Origin of the sequence: Chroococcidiopsis sp. CCALA 051, assembly GCF_003015105.1 — a bacterium.
Taxonomy (GTDB): Bacteria; Cyanobacteriota; Cyanobacteriia; order Cyanobacteriales; family Chroococcidiopsidaceae; genus Chroococcidiopsis; species Chroococcidiopsis thermalis.
Map to the genome: position 1 here is coordinate 39,007 of NZ_PYCI01000034.1, position 13,976 is coordinate 52,982.

General features: G+C 45.1%; 12 protein-coding genes and 2 pseudogenes. 3 read left to right on the plus strand and 11 right to left on the minus strand.

The window, feature by feature from the left end; genetic code table 11:
- Nucleotides 1–6: 6 nt before the first annotated feature.
- Nucleotides 7–867 carry a cyanophycinase gene (locus C7Y66_RS10710; RefSeq protein ID WP_106545563.1) on the minus strand — a complete coding sequence of 287 codons (861 nt, stop codon included), beginning with the start codon at nt 865–867 and terminating at the stop codon, nt 7–9.
- A 270-nt stretch (nt 868–1,137) separates the two neighbouring features.
- On the opposite strand from C7Y66_RS10710, the gene trmD reads away from it, so the two are divergent.
- The gene (gene trmD / locus C7Y66_RS10715; protein WP_106217341.1) at nt 1,138–1,881 is read left to right on the plus strand and encodes a tRNA (guanosine(37)-N1)-methyltransferase TrmD; all 744 of its coding nucleotides are present in this window, start codon (nt 1,138–1,140) and stop codon (nt 1,879–1,881) included.
- A 6-nt stretch (nt 1,882–1,887) separates the two neighbouring features.
- Here the strand turns inward: trmD and C7Y66_RS10720 are convergent, their stop codons facing one another.
- Entirely contained in the window at nt 1,888–3,135 is a 1,248-nt protein-coding gene (locus C7Y66_RS10720) for a CCA tRNA nucleotidyltransferase (protein WP_106545564.1), read from the minus strand.
- An 82-nt stretch (nt 3,136–3,217) separates the two neighbouring features.
- Between C7Y66_RS10720 and C7Y66_RS10725 the strand changes: the two genes are divergently transcribed.
- Both C7Y66_RS10725 and tsaB read left to right on the plus strand, forming a co-directional pair.
- Entirely contained in the window at nt 3,218–3,466 is a 249-nt protein-coding gene (locus C7Y66_RS10725) for a Ycf34 family protein (protein ID WP_015155359.1), read from the plus strand.
- Nucleotides 3,467–3,536: 70 nt separating this feature from the next.
- Nucleotides 3,537–4,190 carry a tRNA (adenosine(37)-N6)-threonylcarbamoyltransferase complex dimerization subunit type 1 TsaB gene (tsaB, locus tag C7Y66_RS10730; protein ID WP_106545565.1) on the plus strand — a complete coding sequence of 218 codons (654 nt, stop codon included), beginning with the start codon at nt 3,537–3,539 and terminating at the stop codon, nt 4,188–4,190.
- A 130-nt stretch (nt 4,191–4,320) separates the two neighbouring features.
- Here the strand turns inward: tsaB and C7Y66_RS10735 are convergent, their stop codons facing one another.
- The 9 genes and pseudogenes from C7Y66_RS10735 to C7Y66_RS10775 all read right to left on the minus strand — a co-directional run.
- Entirely contained in the window at nt 4,321–6,381 is a 2,061-nt protein-coding gene (locus C7Y66_RS10735) for a response regulator (RefSeq protein ID WP_106545566.1), read from the minus strand.
- Nucleotides 6,347–6,532 (minus strand): annotated as a pseudogene (locus tag C7Y66_RS33365) (hypothetical protein); the annotation flags it as partial. The pseudogene C7Y66_RS33365 and the gene C7Y66_RS10735, both read right to left, overlap by 35 nt.
- Before the next feature lie 41 nt (nt 6,533–6,573).
- Nucleotides 6,574–8,151, minus strand: a complete 1,578-nt coding sequence (locus C7Y66_RS10745) for an ATP-binding protein (protein ID WP_106545567.1) — start codon at nt 8,149–8,151, stop codon at nt 6,574–6,576.
- A gap of 139 nt (nt 8,152–8,290) precedes the next feature.
- Complete coding sequence (locus C7Y66_RS10750) at nt 8,291–9,403, minus strand: ABC transporter permease (RefSeq protein ID WP_015155355.1); 1,113 nt, start codon at nt 9,401–9,403, stop codon at nt 8,291–8,293.
- Between the two features lie 119 nt (nt 9,404–9,522).
- Nucleotides 9,523–10,374 carry a sulfate ABC transporter permease subunit CysW gene (cysW, locus tag C7Y66_RS10755; protein ID WP_199197361.1) on the minus strand — a complete coding sequence of 284 codons (852 nt, stop codon included), beginning with the start codon at nt 10,372–10,374 and terminating at the stop codon, nt 9,523–9,525.
- A 7-nt stretch (nt 10,375–10,381) separates the two neighbouring features.
- On the minus strand, nt 10,382–11,248 hold the full coding sequence (gene cysT / locus C7Y66_RS10760) for a sulfate ABC transporter permease subunit CysT (protein ID WP_015155353.1): 867 nt from the start codon (nt 11,246–11,248) through the stop codon (nt 10,382–10,384).
- A 168-nt stretch (nt 11,249–11,416) separates the two neighbouring features.
- Entirely contained in the window at nt 11,417–12,556 is a 1,140-nt protein-coding gene (locus tag C7Y66_RS10765; protein WP_106545569.1) for a sulfate ABC transporter substrate-binding protein, read from the minus strand.
- A gap of 301 nt (nt 12,557–12,857) precedes the next feature.
- On the minus strand, nt 12,858–13,091 hold the full coding sequence (locus C7Y66_RS10770; protein WP_015155351.1) for a DUF4327 family protein: 234 nt from the start codon (nt 13,089–13,091) through the stop codon (nt 12,858–12,860).
- 335 nt (nt 13,092–13,426) lie between these two features.
- A pseudogene (locus tag C7Y66_RS10775) lies at nt 13,427–13,976 on the minus strand (beta-glucosidase); the annotation flags it as partial.

The window sequence follows — 13,976 nt, forward strand, 5'->3', positions numbered from 1 at the left end:
ATTCTACTAAGGTAGTCTTTGCACGGGAGCCAAAACGATCCGCTTTTGTAAATGGTAGCGATCGCCATAACTCAAAATATGCACTCGTAAGTTATGCAAACTCAAAGGCTCGGCAGCACCGATGTCGGCATGGTTAGTGTAAGACATTTCCCCAGGATCGACAATCGTAACTGTACCTTTGCCCATTACCCTTAAAGTGCCATCTTTCTCGACCATAGCGCAAGTATCTTCATCGATCCCGAGCCCCAGACGATCTGGATGACAGGCAACTGCACTGAGCAACCGTCCCATCCGGTTGCGATTGTGAAAGTGCTGATCCACGATTGCATCAGGGATGATTCCCAGACCAATCGCCATATCTACCAGCGCTCGATTTGGTGACTCGCCGCTACCACCACCAGCAATCATGTGATGCCCCATCACGGCAGCTCCCGCACTCGTACCAGCTAAAGTCAACTGTCCCCGCTGCACCCGCATCCGAATAATATCCATCGCTGGGGTATCTGCCAACACCGCACACAGACGTAGTTGATCCCCCCCGGTCAAAAAGACTCCCGTACAAGCAGCCAGACATGCCTGAACGTTTGGCTCCTCGCACTGTTGTCGTTCTCGGATATCCAAGACTTCAACTTTTTTTGCTCCCATTTCTTCAAAAATGCTAAGATAGCGTGCGCCAATAATTGTCGGTTCGCGAGAAGCAGAAGGAATAATAGCAATATGGGCATCTGTCGATCCGGCACGAGCAAAAAACGTGTGCAGGATTTCCCTTCCGTGAACCTTATCCTCTGCTCCACCGATCACCAAAATGGCTGTTTTTGTAGCTTGGGGAGTCCTCATTTCCAGCGATTGAGCCTCTAATTGCACCATTGTTTCTTTCCTTCTCGTCAACCTCATTCAAAGTCCGCTCCCGCGATCGCTTCAGTGCTGCAAAGCATTCAATCCGAGGTTGAGACCGTACCAATTGAATTTTTTTTACCCTGACCGCTCAGTAATTTGCCAGACGTGACAATATTTAAACATAATTTAAACAATAAGCAACACTTTTGTCATTCGTCATTCGTCATTTGTGAGCAGCTAGCCACCAGCCACTAATCACTGATAACTGTTTAATATAGTCATTTTTCTGGTTGAGTTTTTGTGCGTTTTGATATAGTTACTCTCTTCCCCGACTTCTTTACCTCTCCTCTTAGCTCAGGATTGATGTGTAAAGCTTTGGCAAAAAAAATTGCTGAGGTAAATCTGGTTAATCCTCGTGACTTTACCACGGACAAGCACCGCAAGGTTGATGACGAACCCTACGGTGGTGGTGTAGGGATGTTGATGAAACCAGATCCGATTTTCGCTGCCGTTGAATCACTCCCAATTTTACCGCGTCGAGAAACGATATTAATGACTCCTCAAGGTCAACCTTTGAATCAATCGTTGCTCAAAGAATTAGCAGGTAACTGCGAGCAAATAGTCATTATCTGCGGGCATTATGAAGGGGTAGACGATCGCGTACTGCATTTAGTCACGCGAGAGATTTCTTTAGGTGATTTCGTATTAACTGGAGGAGAAATTCCCGCTCTAGCATTGATGAATGGAGTTATCCGGCTACAACCAGGAACGGTAGGAAAAACAGAGTCTCTTAAAGCCGAAAGTTTTGAGGCAGGGTTGTTAGATTATCCTCAATATACTCGTCCAGCAGAATTTCGCGGCTGGAAAGTTCCAGAAGTCTTACTTTCTGGGAATCATCAAGCGATCGCCCAGTGGCGCTACGAACAGCAAATTCAACGCACCCGCGAGCGTCGTCCCGATTTGTTAGAGGGAGCAGGGGAACAGGGGGACAAGGGAGACAAGGCGGACAATTCTAGCCACCAGCCACCAGCCACTAGCCACTGATAACTGTCAACTGTCTAGTCTTTTTGCTGCAAATGCGATCGCTTCTTCTACAGTCGAGATTTTACCTTCGATTTGCGCTAGTTGAATCTGTAACAGCATTTCCCCAATCAGCGGACTAGGTGAGAGTTGGAGGGCTTTCATTAAGTCATTACCCGTCAAAATTGGGGTAGGATGGGCAACTGGATCTTTGGGGTTGAGATAGCGGTGAATGAGCGAAGAGAGTGAGTCTATACTTATTCCTTGTACGACAGCTAAAATGACAATCGCCGGAAAAACAACACCAGCAGCACGAAAGAAAAAGTATTGGTCGGCTAAAGTCATTTGTAGGGGCGATTTTGCTTGGAGTTGGGGTAATAGTTGTAAGGCTGTAGTCACAGCTTTGATTTCTGAGCGACTGTAAGCTAATTTCTCTAACTCTATTTCTGCTGTGGCTGAATTTGTAGAAACGAGACAAGTCAGTTTGACAATTCCCAACCAGGAAGTTTTGATTGTATTTCGTACTGGTTGACTGAGTTCTCGAACTAACTGGGGAAATGATGATAAGCTAGCAGCGGCAGAGTTAACCTTGAGTAATCGCTCTATATGCGATCGCATCATACTCGGAAACCAAGGTGCAAGTAACCCATCTTCCCCAGCAACTTCCAACCATGCCGTACCGCGATCGCTATTGAGGAGATAGCCTAATTCTACTCGTACTCGTTCGGCTGCTACTCGTCTAATTAAAGGTGCAAGCTGACGAATTGTCGATCGCGTATTTGGTTCGAGAGCAAAATCTAACTGAGCAGCTTGACGATAACCTCTTAGTAACCGTAGCGGATCGTCTTGCAAATTTGCAGGCGATATCATCCGTAACAAGCGTTGCTGTAAGTCAGTATAGCCTTGTAAAGGATCGATGAGTTCTTGAGTGTGAGGATTGTAGGCGATCGCATTAATCGTAAAATCTCGCCGTTGCAAGTCGGTTTCGAGCGTAGCACCTTCTTGTAAGGCAAAATCAACGGTAGCATTTTTAAACACAACTCTAGCAATCTGCCTTTGCGCGTCGAGTAAGACAAAACCAGCTTTGTAATGTTTGGCGATCGCCCTAGCTGTCTCAACCGCTTTTTCTGGTAAAACAAAATCTAAATCTAAATAATCTGATTTTCTCCCGAGTAGGCGATCGCGGACTGCACCACCTACTAGGTACGATGGTTGAGGCAACCATTCCCAGTCAAAGGGCAGATTGGTAAATAATTGAGATAATAAAGGGGGAGACATCGCAACAAAAATCAACCCAGCAGTTGACTCACATCCAATTTGTATAAGCTAAATTAACAGAAAAGCCAATGGAGAAGGTTCTATGTGCATCTGCGTCAATTGCCATTACGTGGATCGCTGCATGACCTATCATGCAGTAGAACACCAACACCAGCAACCCCACTTGACCGAAAACCCAACTTTTGAACCAGTCGAACCAAGCATTAACGTCAACATCCGTCCTAAAGAAGACTACATTGAAATGGAATGGGACGTAGTAGGTTGCCTCAGTTTCAAAGCCGAAATGGGTAAATGGTCAAAACTACGTCCTGGCGAACTCGTACCGACATGAAGATGGTAATGGGTAATAGGTAATAGGTAATAGCAGAGAGTCAACAGTTGATGGAAACAAAAAATTAATCATGAACCACCAACTACCAATTACCAGTTACCAATTACCAATTACCAACTACGCCCTTGCCCTACACACGACAACACCAGAGTTAGGACTGGCAATAAGTAATTTTCAGGAAAATAGACGCGATCGCGTTGTACATTTGGGGCGCGATCTGTCAAGTTTTTTGCACCAAAATTTAGCTGAATTTTTGCAACCTCAAACTTGGTCTGACTTGGCATTTATTGCTGTAGCTAAGGGACCAGGAGGCTTTACAGGGACGCGGATCGGCGTGGTAACGGCGCGGACGCTAGCGCAACAACTCGATATTCCCCTATTTGCCATCTCAACTTTAGCCGCAGTCGCCTGGGGACATCGAGGCGAAAAACCTGTCGCCGTAAAGATGCCAGCCCAGCGAGGACAATTATTTACGGCAATTTATCAATCGACTTCAGATTCGCAAGCCTTAACTCCCCTATTAGCAGATACAGTTATGTCTCCCGAAGCATGGCAGCAAACTTTGGCTGATTTTTCAGCCCCTTGTCAACTAGTTTCTGCTGAGGGGAATTTAGGAGCTTCTGTCTCTCAAATTTTAGAATTAGCCGAACTCGAATGGCAACAAGGCAAACGCCCCCACTGGTCAGCAGCATTACCTTTTTACGGACAGCATCCGGTAGACTGAAAAGTCAAAAGTCAAAAGCTAATTGAAAAGTCAAAAGTCAAAAGCTAAAAGTCAAAAAGCACTGGGTTCAGAATTCTCTCTTATTCTTTACTCCCTACTCCCTGCTCCCTACTCCCTGCTCCCTGCTCCCTTATATCTTTCCAGCTAAATAACTATCTTTAGTCAGTTTCAGAATTATCGACATTAATTGATAGGGATTGACGGGTTTAGAGAGATGGATTTGAAAACCAGCAGCGATCGCGCGATCGCGGTCTGATTCTCTGGCAAATCCAGTCAAGGCGATCGCTGGGGTATGAGTACCTAGTCCTATCTCCAGCATTCTAATTTGGTGAATCAAAGCATAACCATCTTCTCCTGGCATCCCCAGATCGCAAACCATAATATCTGGCTTGAACTGGGTAAAGGCAGCGATCGCTTCCGGTACTGAGCCAGCAACAACAATCTCAGCACCGTACTCCGTGAGAGCTACTGCCAATAATTCCAAAGTATCGGGTTCGTCATCAACCGCTAAAACTTTTCTCCCCACTAAGGGATATGGTTCTGATGTCTCCAACCAGAGATCGGCAGGAGAAGGCTGCCGATTTTGACTCAATTTTTGTTTTGGTAGTGGTAGCTGAACTGTGAAAGTTGCTCCCTGTCCAACTCCGTCGCTAGCAACACCAACTGTCCCACCGTGCATTTCGACGATGTGACGGACGATCGCCAGTCCCAATCCCAACCCGCCATGCGATCTGGCGCTAGAGCTATTTTCTTGCCGAAAGCGATCGAATACATGCGGCAGAAACTCGGCGCTAATACCTTGACCGCGATCGATAATTTGAATTTGAGCGTAGCTGTAAATTTGAGATTGGCTGTTAGAATCGTCAGCAACTAATGATAGGCAAATGTCTGCTTGTTGACCTTCGGCAGAAAACTTAATTGCATTACTTAGCAAATTCCAAAAGACTTGTTGCAATCGGTTAGAGTCAGCCAAAAGCAAAATTTGTCTTTCTATTTCTGCGTCTTCCCAATCAGGATCGACTGTAAACTTAAGTTGAATTCTTTTTGCATCAGCCATCGGTTGTACTGCCTTAACTGTTGCAGCAATAATCGACGGTAGATAGACTGGAGCAAACTGAAGTTCGAGCGTACCTTGAACAATGCGGGAGACATCTAATAAGTCTTCAATTAAATGTTGTTGCCATTTCGCATTGCGTTCGATCGCATCTAATATTTCCCATTTGGTAGTCGTTGTAAATTTTCGCGTGCGAAGTATTTGCGACCAACCAAGAATGGCATTGAGCGGTGCGCGTAGTTCGTGAGACACAACAGCTAAAAACTCATCTTTGATCCGATTTGCTGCTGTTAAACTTTCGGCTTGTTGTCTTAGGGTATCTTCCATCTGCTTCGTGGAAGTAATATCTGTATGGGAACCAACCATGCGGATTGCAGCGCCAGTTTCATCCCACGAGACTTTGCCGCGAGACAAAATCCATTTGTAAGTGCCATCTTTACAGCGAAGGCGATGTTCTGTGCGGTAAAATTCAGTTTGTCGGGCAAGATGCTCTTGTAGCGATCGCATCACCGATGCCACATCGTCTGGATGCACGCGGTTCGCCCATTCTTCAAAGCGATTGTCAATTTCATTTTCTGCATAACCCAGCATTGCTTTCCAACGGGCTGAAAGAAAAGCTGTATGATTTTTAATATCCCAGTCCCAAAGTCCGTCATTAGCACCATCTAGTGCTAAGTGCCAGCGAGCTTCACTTTCTTTAAGTTCTAACTGAATGCGTTGGCGTTCTCGCCTAGAAGCAGCCTCTTCAATCTCTCGTTCGATCGCGGGGACTAGACGCGCCAAATTCCCCTTCATAATGTAGTCGTGCGCTCCGGCTTTCATGGCTGCGACAGCAGTTTCTTCACCAATGTTGCCAGAGACAATGATAAATGGAATGTCTAAAGCTTTAGATTGCAATACGTGCAAAGCAGCAGTAGCATTAAATTTTGGTAACGAGTAATCGGCTAGAATGATATCCCACTGTTGGCGATCTAGGGCGCTCGACATTGCCTCTGGAGTTTCTACCCTCAGCCACTCTACATCGTAGTTATGGCGTTCTAAATGACACACCAATAACTCAGCATCATCTTCTGAGTCTTCAACTAGTAAGATACGTAGAGGTTTACTCACGGTATGAGTTACATAGCGGGAATTCATTTAAGTGGAGCCAGTATAACCCAAGCTGCCGAGAAGCCACCAAAAAATCCGTAAAGTTTACAGGTTTGCGCACGTAGCTATTGCAACCTAATTCATAGCTGTTAATCATATCTTCCTGTTCGTTGGAAGTTGTCAGTACGACAACGGTTAACCGTCAACTACCAATTATCAATTACCCATTACCCATTACCATTACCGTAATGTAAAGAAAAATGTTGTCCCTCGACCTATGATACTTTCTGCCCAAATTTGCCCTCCGTGACGCAGGATAATCCGCTTGACTGTCGCCAATCCAATGCCATTCCCAGGAAATTCATCTTCTGAATGGAGGCGTTGAAAGGCAACGAACAATCTAGCAGAATATGCCATATCGAAGCCAGCACCATTATCACTAATAAAATAAACATTAGAGGAATTAAAAGGAGATAAAGAGCGTTCTGTAAAGAATTTGAGCTGTTTTAATGGAAGTTTGCCAAATTCAATTCGAGCAGATTTTGTGCGCGAGGTAAATTTCCAAGCGTTATTGAGTAAATTCTCAAATAAAACTCGAATGAGTTGTGGATCTGCTGGTGCGGTGATGTTAGGAGCGATCGCAAATTCTACAACTCGTTCTGGTTGTGCCTGTTGTAATTCTGAAGCAATATTGCGTACCATTGCGCTCAAATCTAGATTTTGTAACCGCATTTCGCTGCGCGTCACCCGCGATAGGTGAAGCAATTCTTCAATCAGTTCTCCCATTCTTTGACTAGCAGCACGAATACGTTGCAGATAATGCTTCCCTTTTTCGTCCAAGTGAGTACAACGTTCTAGTAAAGCTAGACTGAAACCGTCGATACTGCGTAGTGGGGCGCGAAGATCGTGGGAGACAGAATAGGAAAAGGCTTCTAGTTCTTTATTCGCAGCTGCTAATTGTGACGTGCGCTCGGTTACCCGCTGTTCTAGATTTTGATTGAGTTCTTGTAAAAGTGCCTGTTCCTGCTTGCGCTCTGTAATGTCCTGCAAATAAACTGATAATCCGTTCGCCGCCGGATAAACTCGAACCCCTAACCATTTGTCAAGTGGCGCAAAGAATTCTTCAAATTGAACGGTGACTTGTTCTGTTGCAGCTCGGCGATATTCGCGCTCGAAAACAGTTCCTACAATTGCGGGAAATTCAAACCAAATCTGACGATTGAGTAATTCATCTGGCGATCGCTGCAACAAGTTTTCGGCTTGGGAATTAATGTAGGTAAATCGCCAGTCGCCGTCCAAGGCAAAAAACGCATCGGAAATGCTTTCTAGTAGTTCGGTGACTTCTTGACGAGCCTTTTGTTCGCGTCCCAACAATTCATCCAGTTGTTGATTGGCGTGTAATAATTCGGTGGTGCGTTCTACAACCGCATTTTCTAAGTTACCTTTTGCGTGTGCTAGCTCGGCGATCGCTTTCGCCAATTGGCTTTGAGTCTGAGCTAGCAGCAACGGACCATCAACGAGTAAAGAGTACTGTCGGCGCAGTGCAAAGTAAATGACAGCAATACTAGCAGTCAGCAAGTCCACAACAACTTGCACCTGCATTGTCAGTTGCGAATATTGTTCGTCAACAATTCCACCTACAACATGGACGGAGTGACCCACAGCACAGGTGAAAAAGATAATAACAGTTGCTAGAACGAGTGGGTTCTTGAGTAAATGCTTTTGTCCGCGTCGGAGTCCCTGAAAGATCAGAAAGGATATTGCGAAGTAGCAAACCGCAATGACACTATTTGCACCCAACAACAGACTACTAAGCATAAGCAAGAAAAGCTGGAAAGAATATTAAGGAATAATCCAGCTTAATCCACCTCTACAGTTATCAGTTATCAGTTATCAGTTATCAGTGAAGAGAGGGTGTGGGGCAATTTTGAATCTTGAATTTTGAATTTTGAACCTTCTACCGTCTGACACTACGAGGATCGAGGGCATCGCGCAAGCCATCTCCTAATAAATTAAATGCCAGCACTGTAACAATAATTAATATCGCGGGAGGCCAAACCAACCAAGGTTGTAACACTAAAATTGAGGCATTTGTTGCTAAAGAGAGCAAATTGCCCCAAGATGGATCGGGTTGCTGAATGCCCAATCCGATTAGACTTAATACCGATTCTGCCGCAATAAATCCAGGTACGGATAGAGTTGCTGAGATGATGATATACGTTGCTGTTTGAGGCAGAACGTGACGGATGATGATGTAGAAAGGATCGCCACCCATAGCTTTAGCTGCTTGAACGAATTCTCGCTCTTTAATCGATAGAACTTGTCCGCGAATTACTCGCGCCAGTCCAGACCAACTGATAAAAGAAGTAATTAAAACAATCAGCATAAATCGCTGAGCGCTACTTAGTCCTGGTGGTAAAACTGCTGCCAAAGCAACCAATAGATAAAGACCAGGAATCGTCATTAATACTTCTACAAGACGCATGATGATGCTATCAATCCAGCCACCAAAATAGCCAGAAATACCACCGACAATCATTCCCAGGGGAAAAGAGATAGCGACTCCGATTAAACCGACACTGAGGCTAACGCGCCCCCCATGTAGCAAACGGCTAAATTGATCGCGTCCCTGTTCGTCAGTTCCCAACAAGTTAAATTTAGCCCCAGTCGTACCAAATAAATGCAGGTTGACGGGAATGCCACTAAATACTTCTACTTCTTCAAAATTATTGCCCAGTGGTAAGCTGAGACGAAATAGTTGGTAGCGATCGCCTGCAACAAACAAGCGGAACCAAGCAGGCTTAGTCCGGTCTACAATCAGTTGGCGATCGCCTGTATTTAAATCTGTCTTACCTTGAGTCGTAGGGTAAACGTGAGGTCCAACAAATTGCCCTTGTGTATTCTGCCAATAAATTTGTGTGGGTGGCAGCAGGGAACCATTAGCTTGAGACTCATAAGGGTCGTAGGGTGCGACAAAATCAGCAGCGAAAACTGCAATGTAAAAAATGAGTAGCAGAATCGCCCCAAAGCGGGCGAGGGGATTCTTTTTAAGTCTTTGCCACCAGTTCATAACTTTAAATTCAAAATTCAAAATTCAAAATTCGATTGCGCACCACTCTTTGACTGTAAACCGTCAACCGTCGTCAACTACCAATTACCCATTACCCATTACCCATTACCAATTCCGCCCTATTCTACATCTTTAATTCGAGTTTTCCGTTCCAAAATTTCCTTCAATACCAACGTCACTACAGCCAACAGTGCTAACAGTACAGCAGCAGAGTAGGCAGCTTCAGTTTCATACTGTTTGTAAGCATCTTCAACAAATAGCGGTAAACTTTGGGTTTTTCCCGAAATATTTCCCGAAACCACCGAAACCGCCCCAAATTCACCCATAGCTCTAGCATTAGTCAAAATTAAGCCGTAGAGTAAACCCCATCGGATATTAGGCAAGGTGACGCGCCAAAAGATCTGCCAGTCGTTTGCGCCTAGAGTTTTTGCCGCTTCTTCTTGATCTGACCCTAATTCCTCCAATACGGGAATCACCTCACGGGCAACAAACGGCATACTCACGAACGCTGTTGCCAAAACCATACCTGGAAAGGCAAAGATAATATTCAGCCCGCGATCTTGCAACCATCCACCAAACCATCCTTGTCGTCCGTAGAGGAGGACAAGCATTAATCCTGCAACTACAGGCGAGATGGAAAAGGGTAGGTCGATCAAACTTAAAACAAAAGCACGACCTGGAAATCGGTGACGAGTCAGCGCCCAAGCTGCACATAGCCCAAAAACTGTATTCAGCGGTAAGGCGATCGCGGCTAACATTACAGTTAATTGGACGGCATGGAGAAACTCCGGTCGAGTCAGGTTAGCAAAAAATGGACCAACTCCTCTGCTAAAAGCTTGGATGAAGACGTTTAAGGCAGGGATGTAAAGCACTAAACTGACATAGGCGATCGCTACGACAATCAAAATGGCTGGAATCCAACTCTTTTGTTCGCTAGGCGCAGCTTTGCTATTATTCATCCGAGAATTCATATCCTTCCTAGTCGTCATACCGTCTTCCCCAAGCCTGCAAAAGATTAATCAACAGCAGCAACACTAGTGAAATCAACAGCAACACCGTACCGATGACAGTTGCACCAGAGTAATCATATTGCTCTAAGCGTTGAAAAATCAGTACGGGTGCAATTAAATCTTTAAAAGGCGTGTTGGAGGAAATAATTACGGTTGAGCCATACTCTCCTACAGCACGGGAGAAACCCAAAGCCACACCAGTCAAAATTGCTGGAAATAGAGGTGGTAAAATCACCCGCACAAAAGTTTGCCACCGATCTGCCCCTAAAGACCAAGCAGCTTCTTCAATTTCTCTTTCCATTTCTTGCATGACAGGTTGCACTGTCCGTACCACAAAAGGCAACGAAATAAAAATCATCGCTACCCATACGCCCAAACGGGTGAAGGACACTTTAATTCCCAAAGGGGCAAGCAAAGAGCCAATCCAGCCATTATTGCTATAGACTGTTGCCAGCGTTAGCCCCGCAACTGAAGTTGGTAAGGCAAAGGGCAAATCGATCGAAGCGTCAATTAATCGTTTAAAAGGAAATGTGTAGCGCACTAAAACCCAGGCAATCAGAGTGCCAAAAAGTCCATTCATCAAAGCCGCCAAGATTGATGTCACAAATGTGACGTTGTATGTTGCCAGCGCCACGGGACTAGTAGCAATGCGCCAAAAGTTAACAGGACCTTCTGTACTTGCTTTGAGGAACATTGCCGCAATGGGGAGGAATAACATTACTGTGAGATATCCCAGCGTAATGCGCCACGTCCAAGGCATATGAAACAACCATTGCCGCAACTTTTGAGCTACTGAATTGCGAAAACCAAATCGAGGTGCAGGAGATACAGCCATCTGAAAAGTTAAAAGTCAAAAGTTAAAAGTTAAAAATCAAGAATCAGGAGTCGTAGGGGCGGGTTTATTCGCGTTAGCTGTCGCTAGACGGATATGTTCTCCGTCAAACCCGCCTGAAAAGGAGTCAGAAGAATGTATGTAAAATTTCTTCCACGCACCACGCAACAATTAACGATTAATTTTGGCTTGAATTTGGTCGAAAACTGCTCCATCTTCAAAGAATTTAGCTTGGACTGCGTTCCATCCCCCAAAGTCCTTCACCGATCCGAGATTTTGCACTTTGGGATATTTGTCAGTATTTTCCTTGGTTTGAGCTACTGTCTCGTCTACAGGTCGAAATCCGACTTTGGCAAACTCTTGCTGCGCTTCGGGGGTAAATAAGTATTTCACAAAAGCTTCGGCAACCTCGCGAGTGCCGTGTTTATCTACGTTGCGATCCACTACAGCGATGGGATTGTCGATGGAGATATTGACATCGGGAATTATGTAAGCAACGTTCTCGCCGCCTCTTTGCTGTGCTAGAAGAATTTCGTTTTCGTAGTTAATTAGCGCATCTCCCTGCCCTTGCTTGAAAAAGACATCGGTTGCTTCTCGCGCATCTTTAGTTAAAATTGGCACGTTGCCATACACTTTGCTCACAAAGTCGAGTGCCTGTTCTTCGCTTGCTCCAGTTTTGATGGCAGAATTCCACAGCGTCAGAAAATTCCAGCGGGCAATCCCGGAAGTCTTCGGATCGGCTGTAATCAGGCTGACTCCATCTTTGGCTAAATCTGCCCAAGTCTTAATACCTTTGGGGTTATCTGGACGAGTGACTAATGCGGCAACAGATTTAGAGACAATGGCATTATCGGGGACTTCTTTTTCCCATCCTGGCTCGATCAGTCCTGCTTTTTCGATCCTGCTCGTGTCGAGGGCAAGAGCTAAGTGAACGATATCTGCTTCCAAACCATCAATCACGGCACGAGTTTGGGAGCCAGAACCACCGTAGCTAGTGCTGAAGGTCACGTTTTGGTTATGTTCTTGCTTCCACTGCTCGACAAACTTGGGAATAATCGCATCGTGAGCAGCTTTGGTGACAGCAAAGGAAACGAGAGTCAGTTCCACATCCTGCTTGTTTGCAGCTACAGGATTGGCAGCAGGGTTTTGAGCAGAATTACTACCATTCCCACTACAAGCGGCGATCGCCACGCTCAAACTCACCCCAACTAAAAATAGCGATGCCAAGCTTTTGACCGAATTCCACCTGAGTCTACCAAGCTGCTCAACCGCCCGCTGCCATTGCTTCCAGGTCTGCTGCCACCACCTCATGTCATTGTCTCCTAATAATCTACGAATCTTTGGTAGAACTACCGTATTTAATCTGTCTGGTCATAGATATTACAGAGTCAAACCGAAAAAAGCAAGAAAAATCCTCGTTCTCCGAGCGAGAATGTGGGGTTTATAGACAATGGATGAAGATTTGAGCGCGATTGCTAATGGCTAATAGTTAATTATTCGTGACTATTAGCCACTCTTCTCAAGAGCTGTTCAGTTGACGATTCTTTTGCTAAAAACGCTAAGGGCTAGTGCAACGACGCACTAGCCCTTAGTTTCTAATTCCATAGCCCTTTTAATCGTTATCCCATTGTTCTCTACCAATCAGATCGCCGATGCGATCGCGTAGCAAGAAATCACATTGCTCTAATTCGCACTCTATGCAAACCCATTCCCGTGCTGGAATGTACTGACACAGAGTATAGATTGGCTGCTGGCGGCTAACCAATCCTTTTTGTACCAACTGACGGGCTTCATCTTGGATTACGTCCAAAGAATATCGGATTGGTGGCACCGTATTTACACTCATAGTTTTAACCTAAGTTTCGATCGGGGTATCGGATGTGTTGTTCTCTCAAGATGGCAGATGGGTAAAAATTAATTGAAGTTGAAAATTTTGTAGTTGACTATACTGAAATTATCCCTATTTTGACGTTATATCATTCAACTATATATTAACAAATATTGAGACAGTCAACAATTCTTGACAAAACGTTCGCCACCTGTCTATGCTTGAACTTTTTCAAGAGCTGGTGCATAGCCCTTTTAATCCTATATTTTTTGGTTTAGGAATGGGTTAAGGTTTTGTCATATCTAACTCAGGTGAGATAGAAGAGTCAAAAAAATCTATCTTAAGATAGAGAACTAAATCGACCTAGCAAATAACGCGGACAAGGAAACTGCCTGAGCTGTTGGCATTTGCCCGTAAGAGAAAGCATAAGGAATAGACGGTAGCATAGGCAGCAACTGCTGGAGGACATACGGACTACCGTAAACTACCAGTGCTTGAAGATTACCTGAAGCTAATAATTTCTTAACCCACACCTGTCCTACTTGGGCGATTCCAGCACTGCCGCGAAAAGGATTACCGCGAATGAACAGCTGGAGTAAAGTTGGGCAATCGTCATCAGTCTCAAAAACAACAGGGGTATGGCGATCGCAAAGCTGTGTTGTATAGCCGTGTAAAGTAGGGAGAGCGATCGCAGGTGCTTTGCGGTGCAAGAAATCGCATCCAAGCAACTCATCGACCACAATCAAATTCCGCAAATTTTGTGACTCTGAGGCAGATGCTGCTGGCATCAAAGGCATCAAAGGCACGTTTCCCTGTACGACCTGGGAAGCACTTAAAATCTCATTCACGACCGCAAAAGCTTCCGGTTGAGCCAACTCAAAAATTGTCTCCCTTGTCTCCCCC

Bases quoted from the DNA above. Each gene is read 5' to 3' on its own strand.
- C7Y66_RS10710 (WP_106545563.1), bottom strand. From the start codon at position 867: ATGGTGCAATTAGAGGCTCAATCGCTGGAAATGAGGACTCCCCAAGCT.
- C7Y66_RS10720 (WP_106545564.1), bottom strand. From the start codon at position 3,135: ATGTCTCCCCCTTTATTATCTCAATTATTTACCAATCTGCCCTTTGAC.
- C7Y66_RS10725 (WP_015155359.1), top strand. From the start codon at position 3,218: ATGTGCATCTGCGTCAATTGCCATTACGTGGATCGCTGCATGACCTAT.
- tsaB (WP_106545565.1), top strand. From the start codon at position 3,537: ATGAACCACCAACTACCAATTACCAGTTACCAATTACCAATTACCAAC.
- C7Y66_RS10735 (WP_106545566.1), bottom strand. From the start codon at position 6,381: ATGAATTCCCGCTATGTAACTCATACCGTGAGTAAACCTCTACGTATC.
- C7Y66_RS10745 (WP_106545567.1), bottom strand. From the start codon at position 8,151: ATGCTTAGTAGTCTGTTGTTGGGTGCAAATAGTGTCATTGCGGTTTGC.
- C7Y66_RS10750 (WP_015155355.1), bottom strand. From the start codon at position 9,403: ATGAACTGGTGGCAAAGACTTAAAAAGAATCCCCTCGCCCGCTTTGGG.
- cysW (WP_199197361.1), bottom strand. From the start codon at position 10,374: ATGAATTCTCGGATGAATAATAGCAAAGCTGCGCCTAGCGAACAAAAG.
- cysT (WP_015155353.1), bottom strand. From the start codon at position 11,248: ATGGCTGTATCTCCTGCACCTCGATTTGGTTTTCGCAATTCAGTAGCT.
- C7Y66_RS10765 (WP_106545569.1), bottom strand. From the start codon at position 12,556: ATGAGGTGGTGGCAGCAGACCTGGAAGCAATGGCAGCGGGCGGTTGAG.
- C7Y66_RS10770 (WP_015155351.1), bottom strand. From the start codon at position 13,091: ATGAGTGTAAATACGGTGCCACCAATCCGATATTCTTTGGACGTAATC.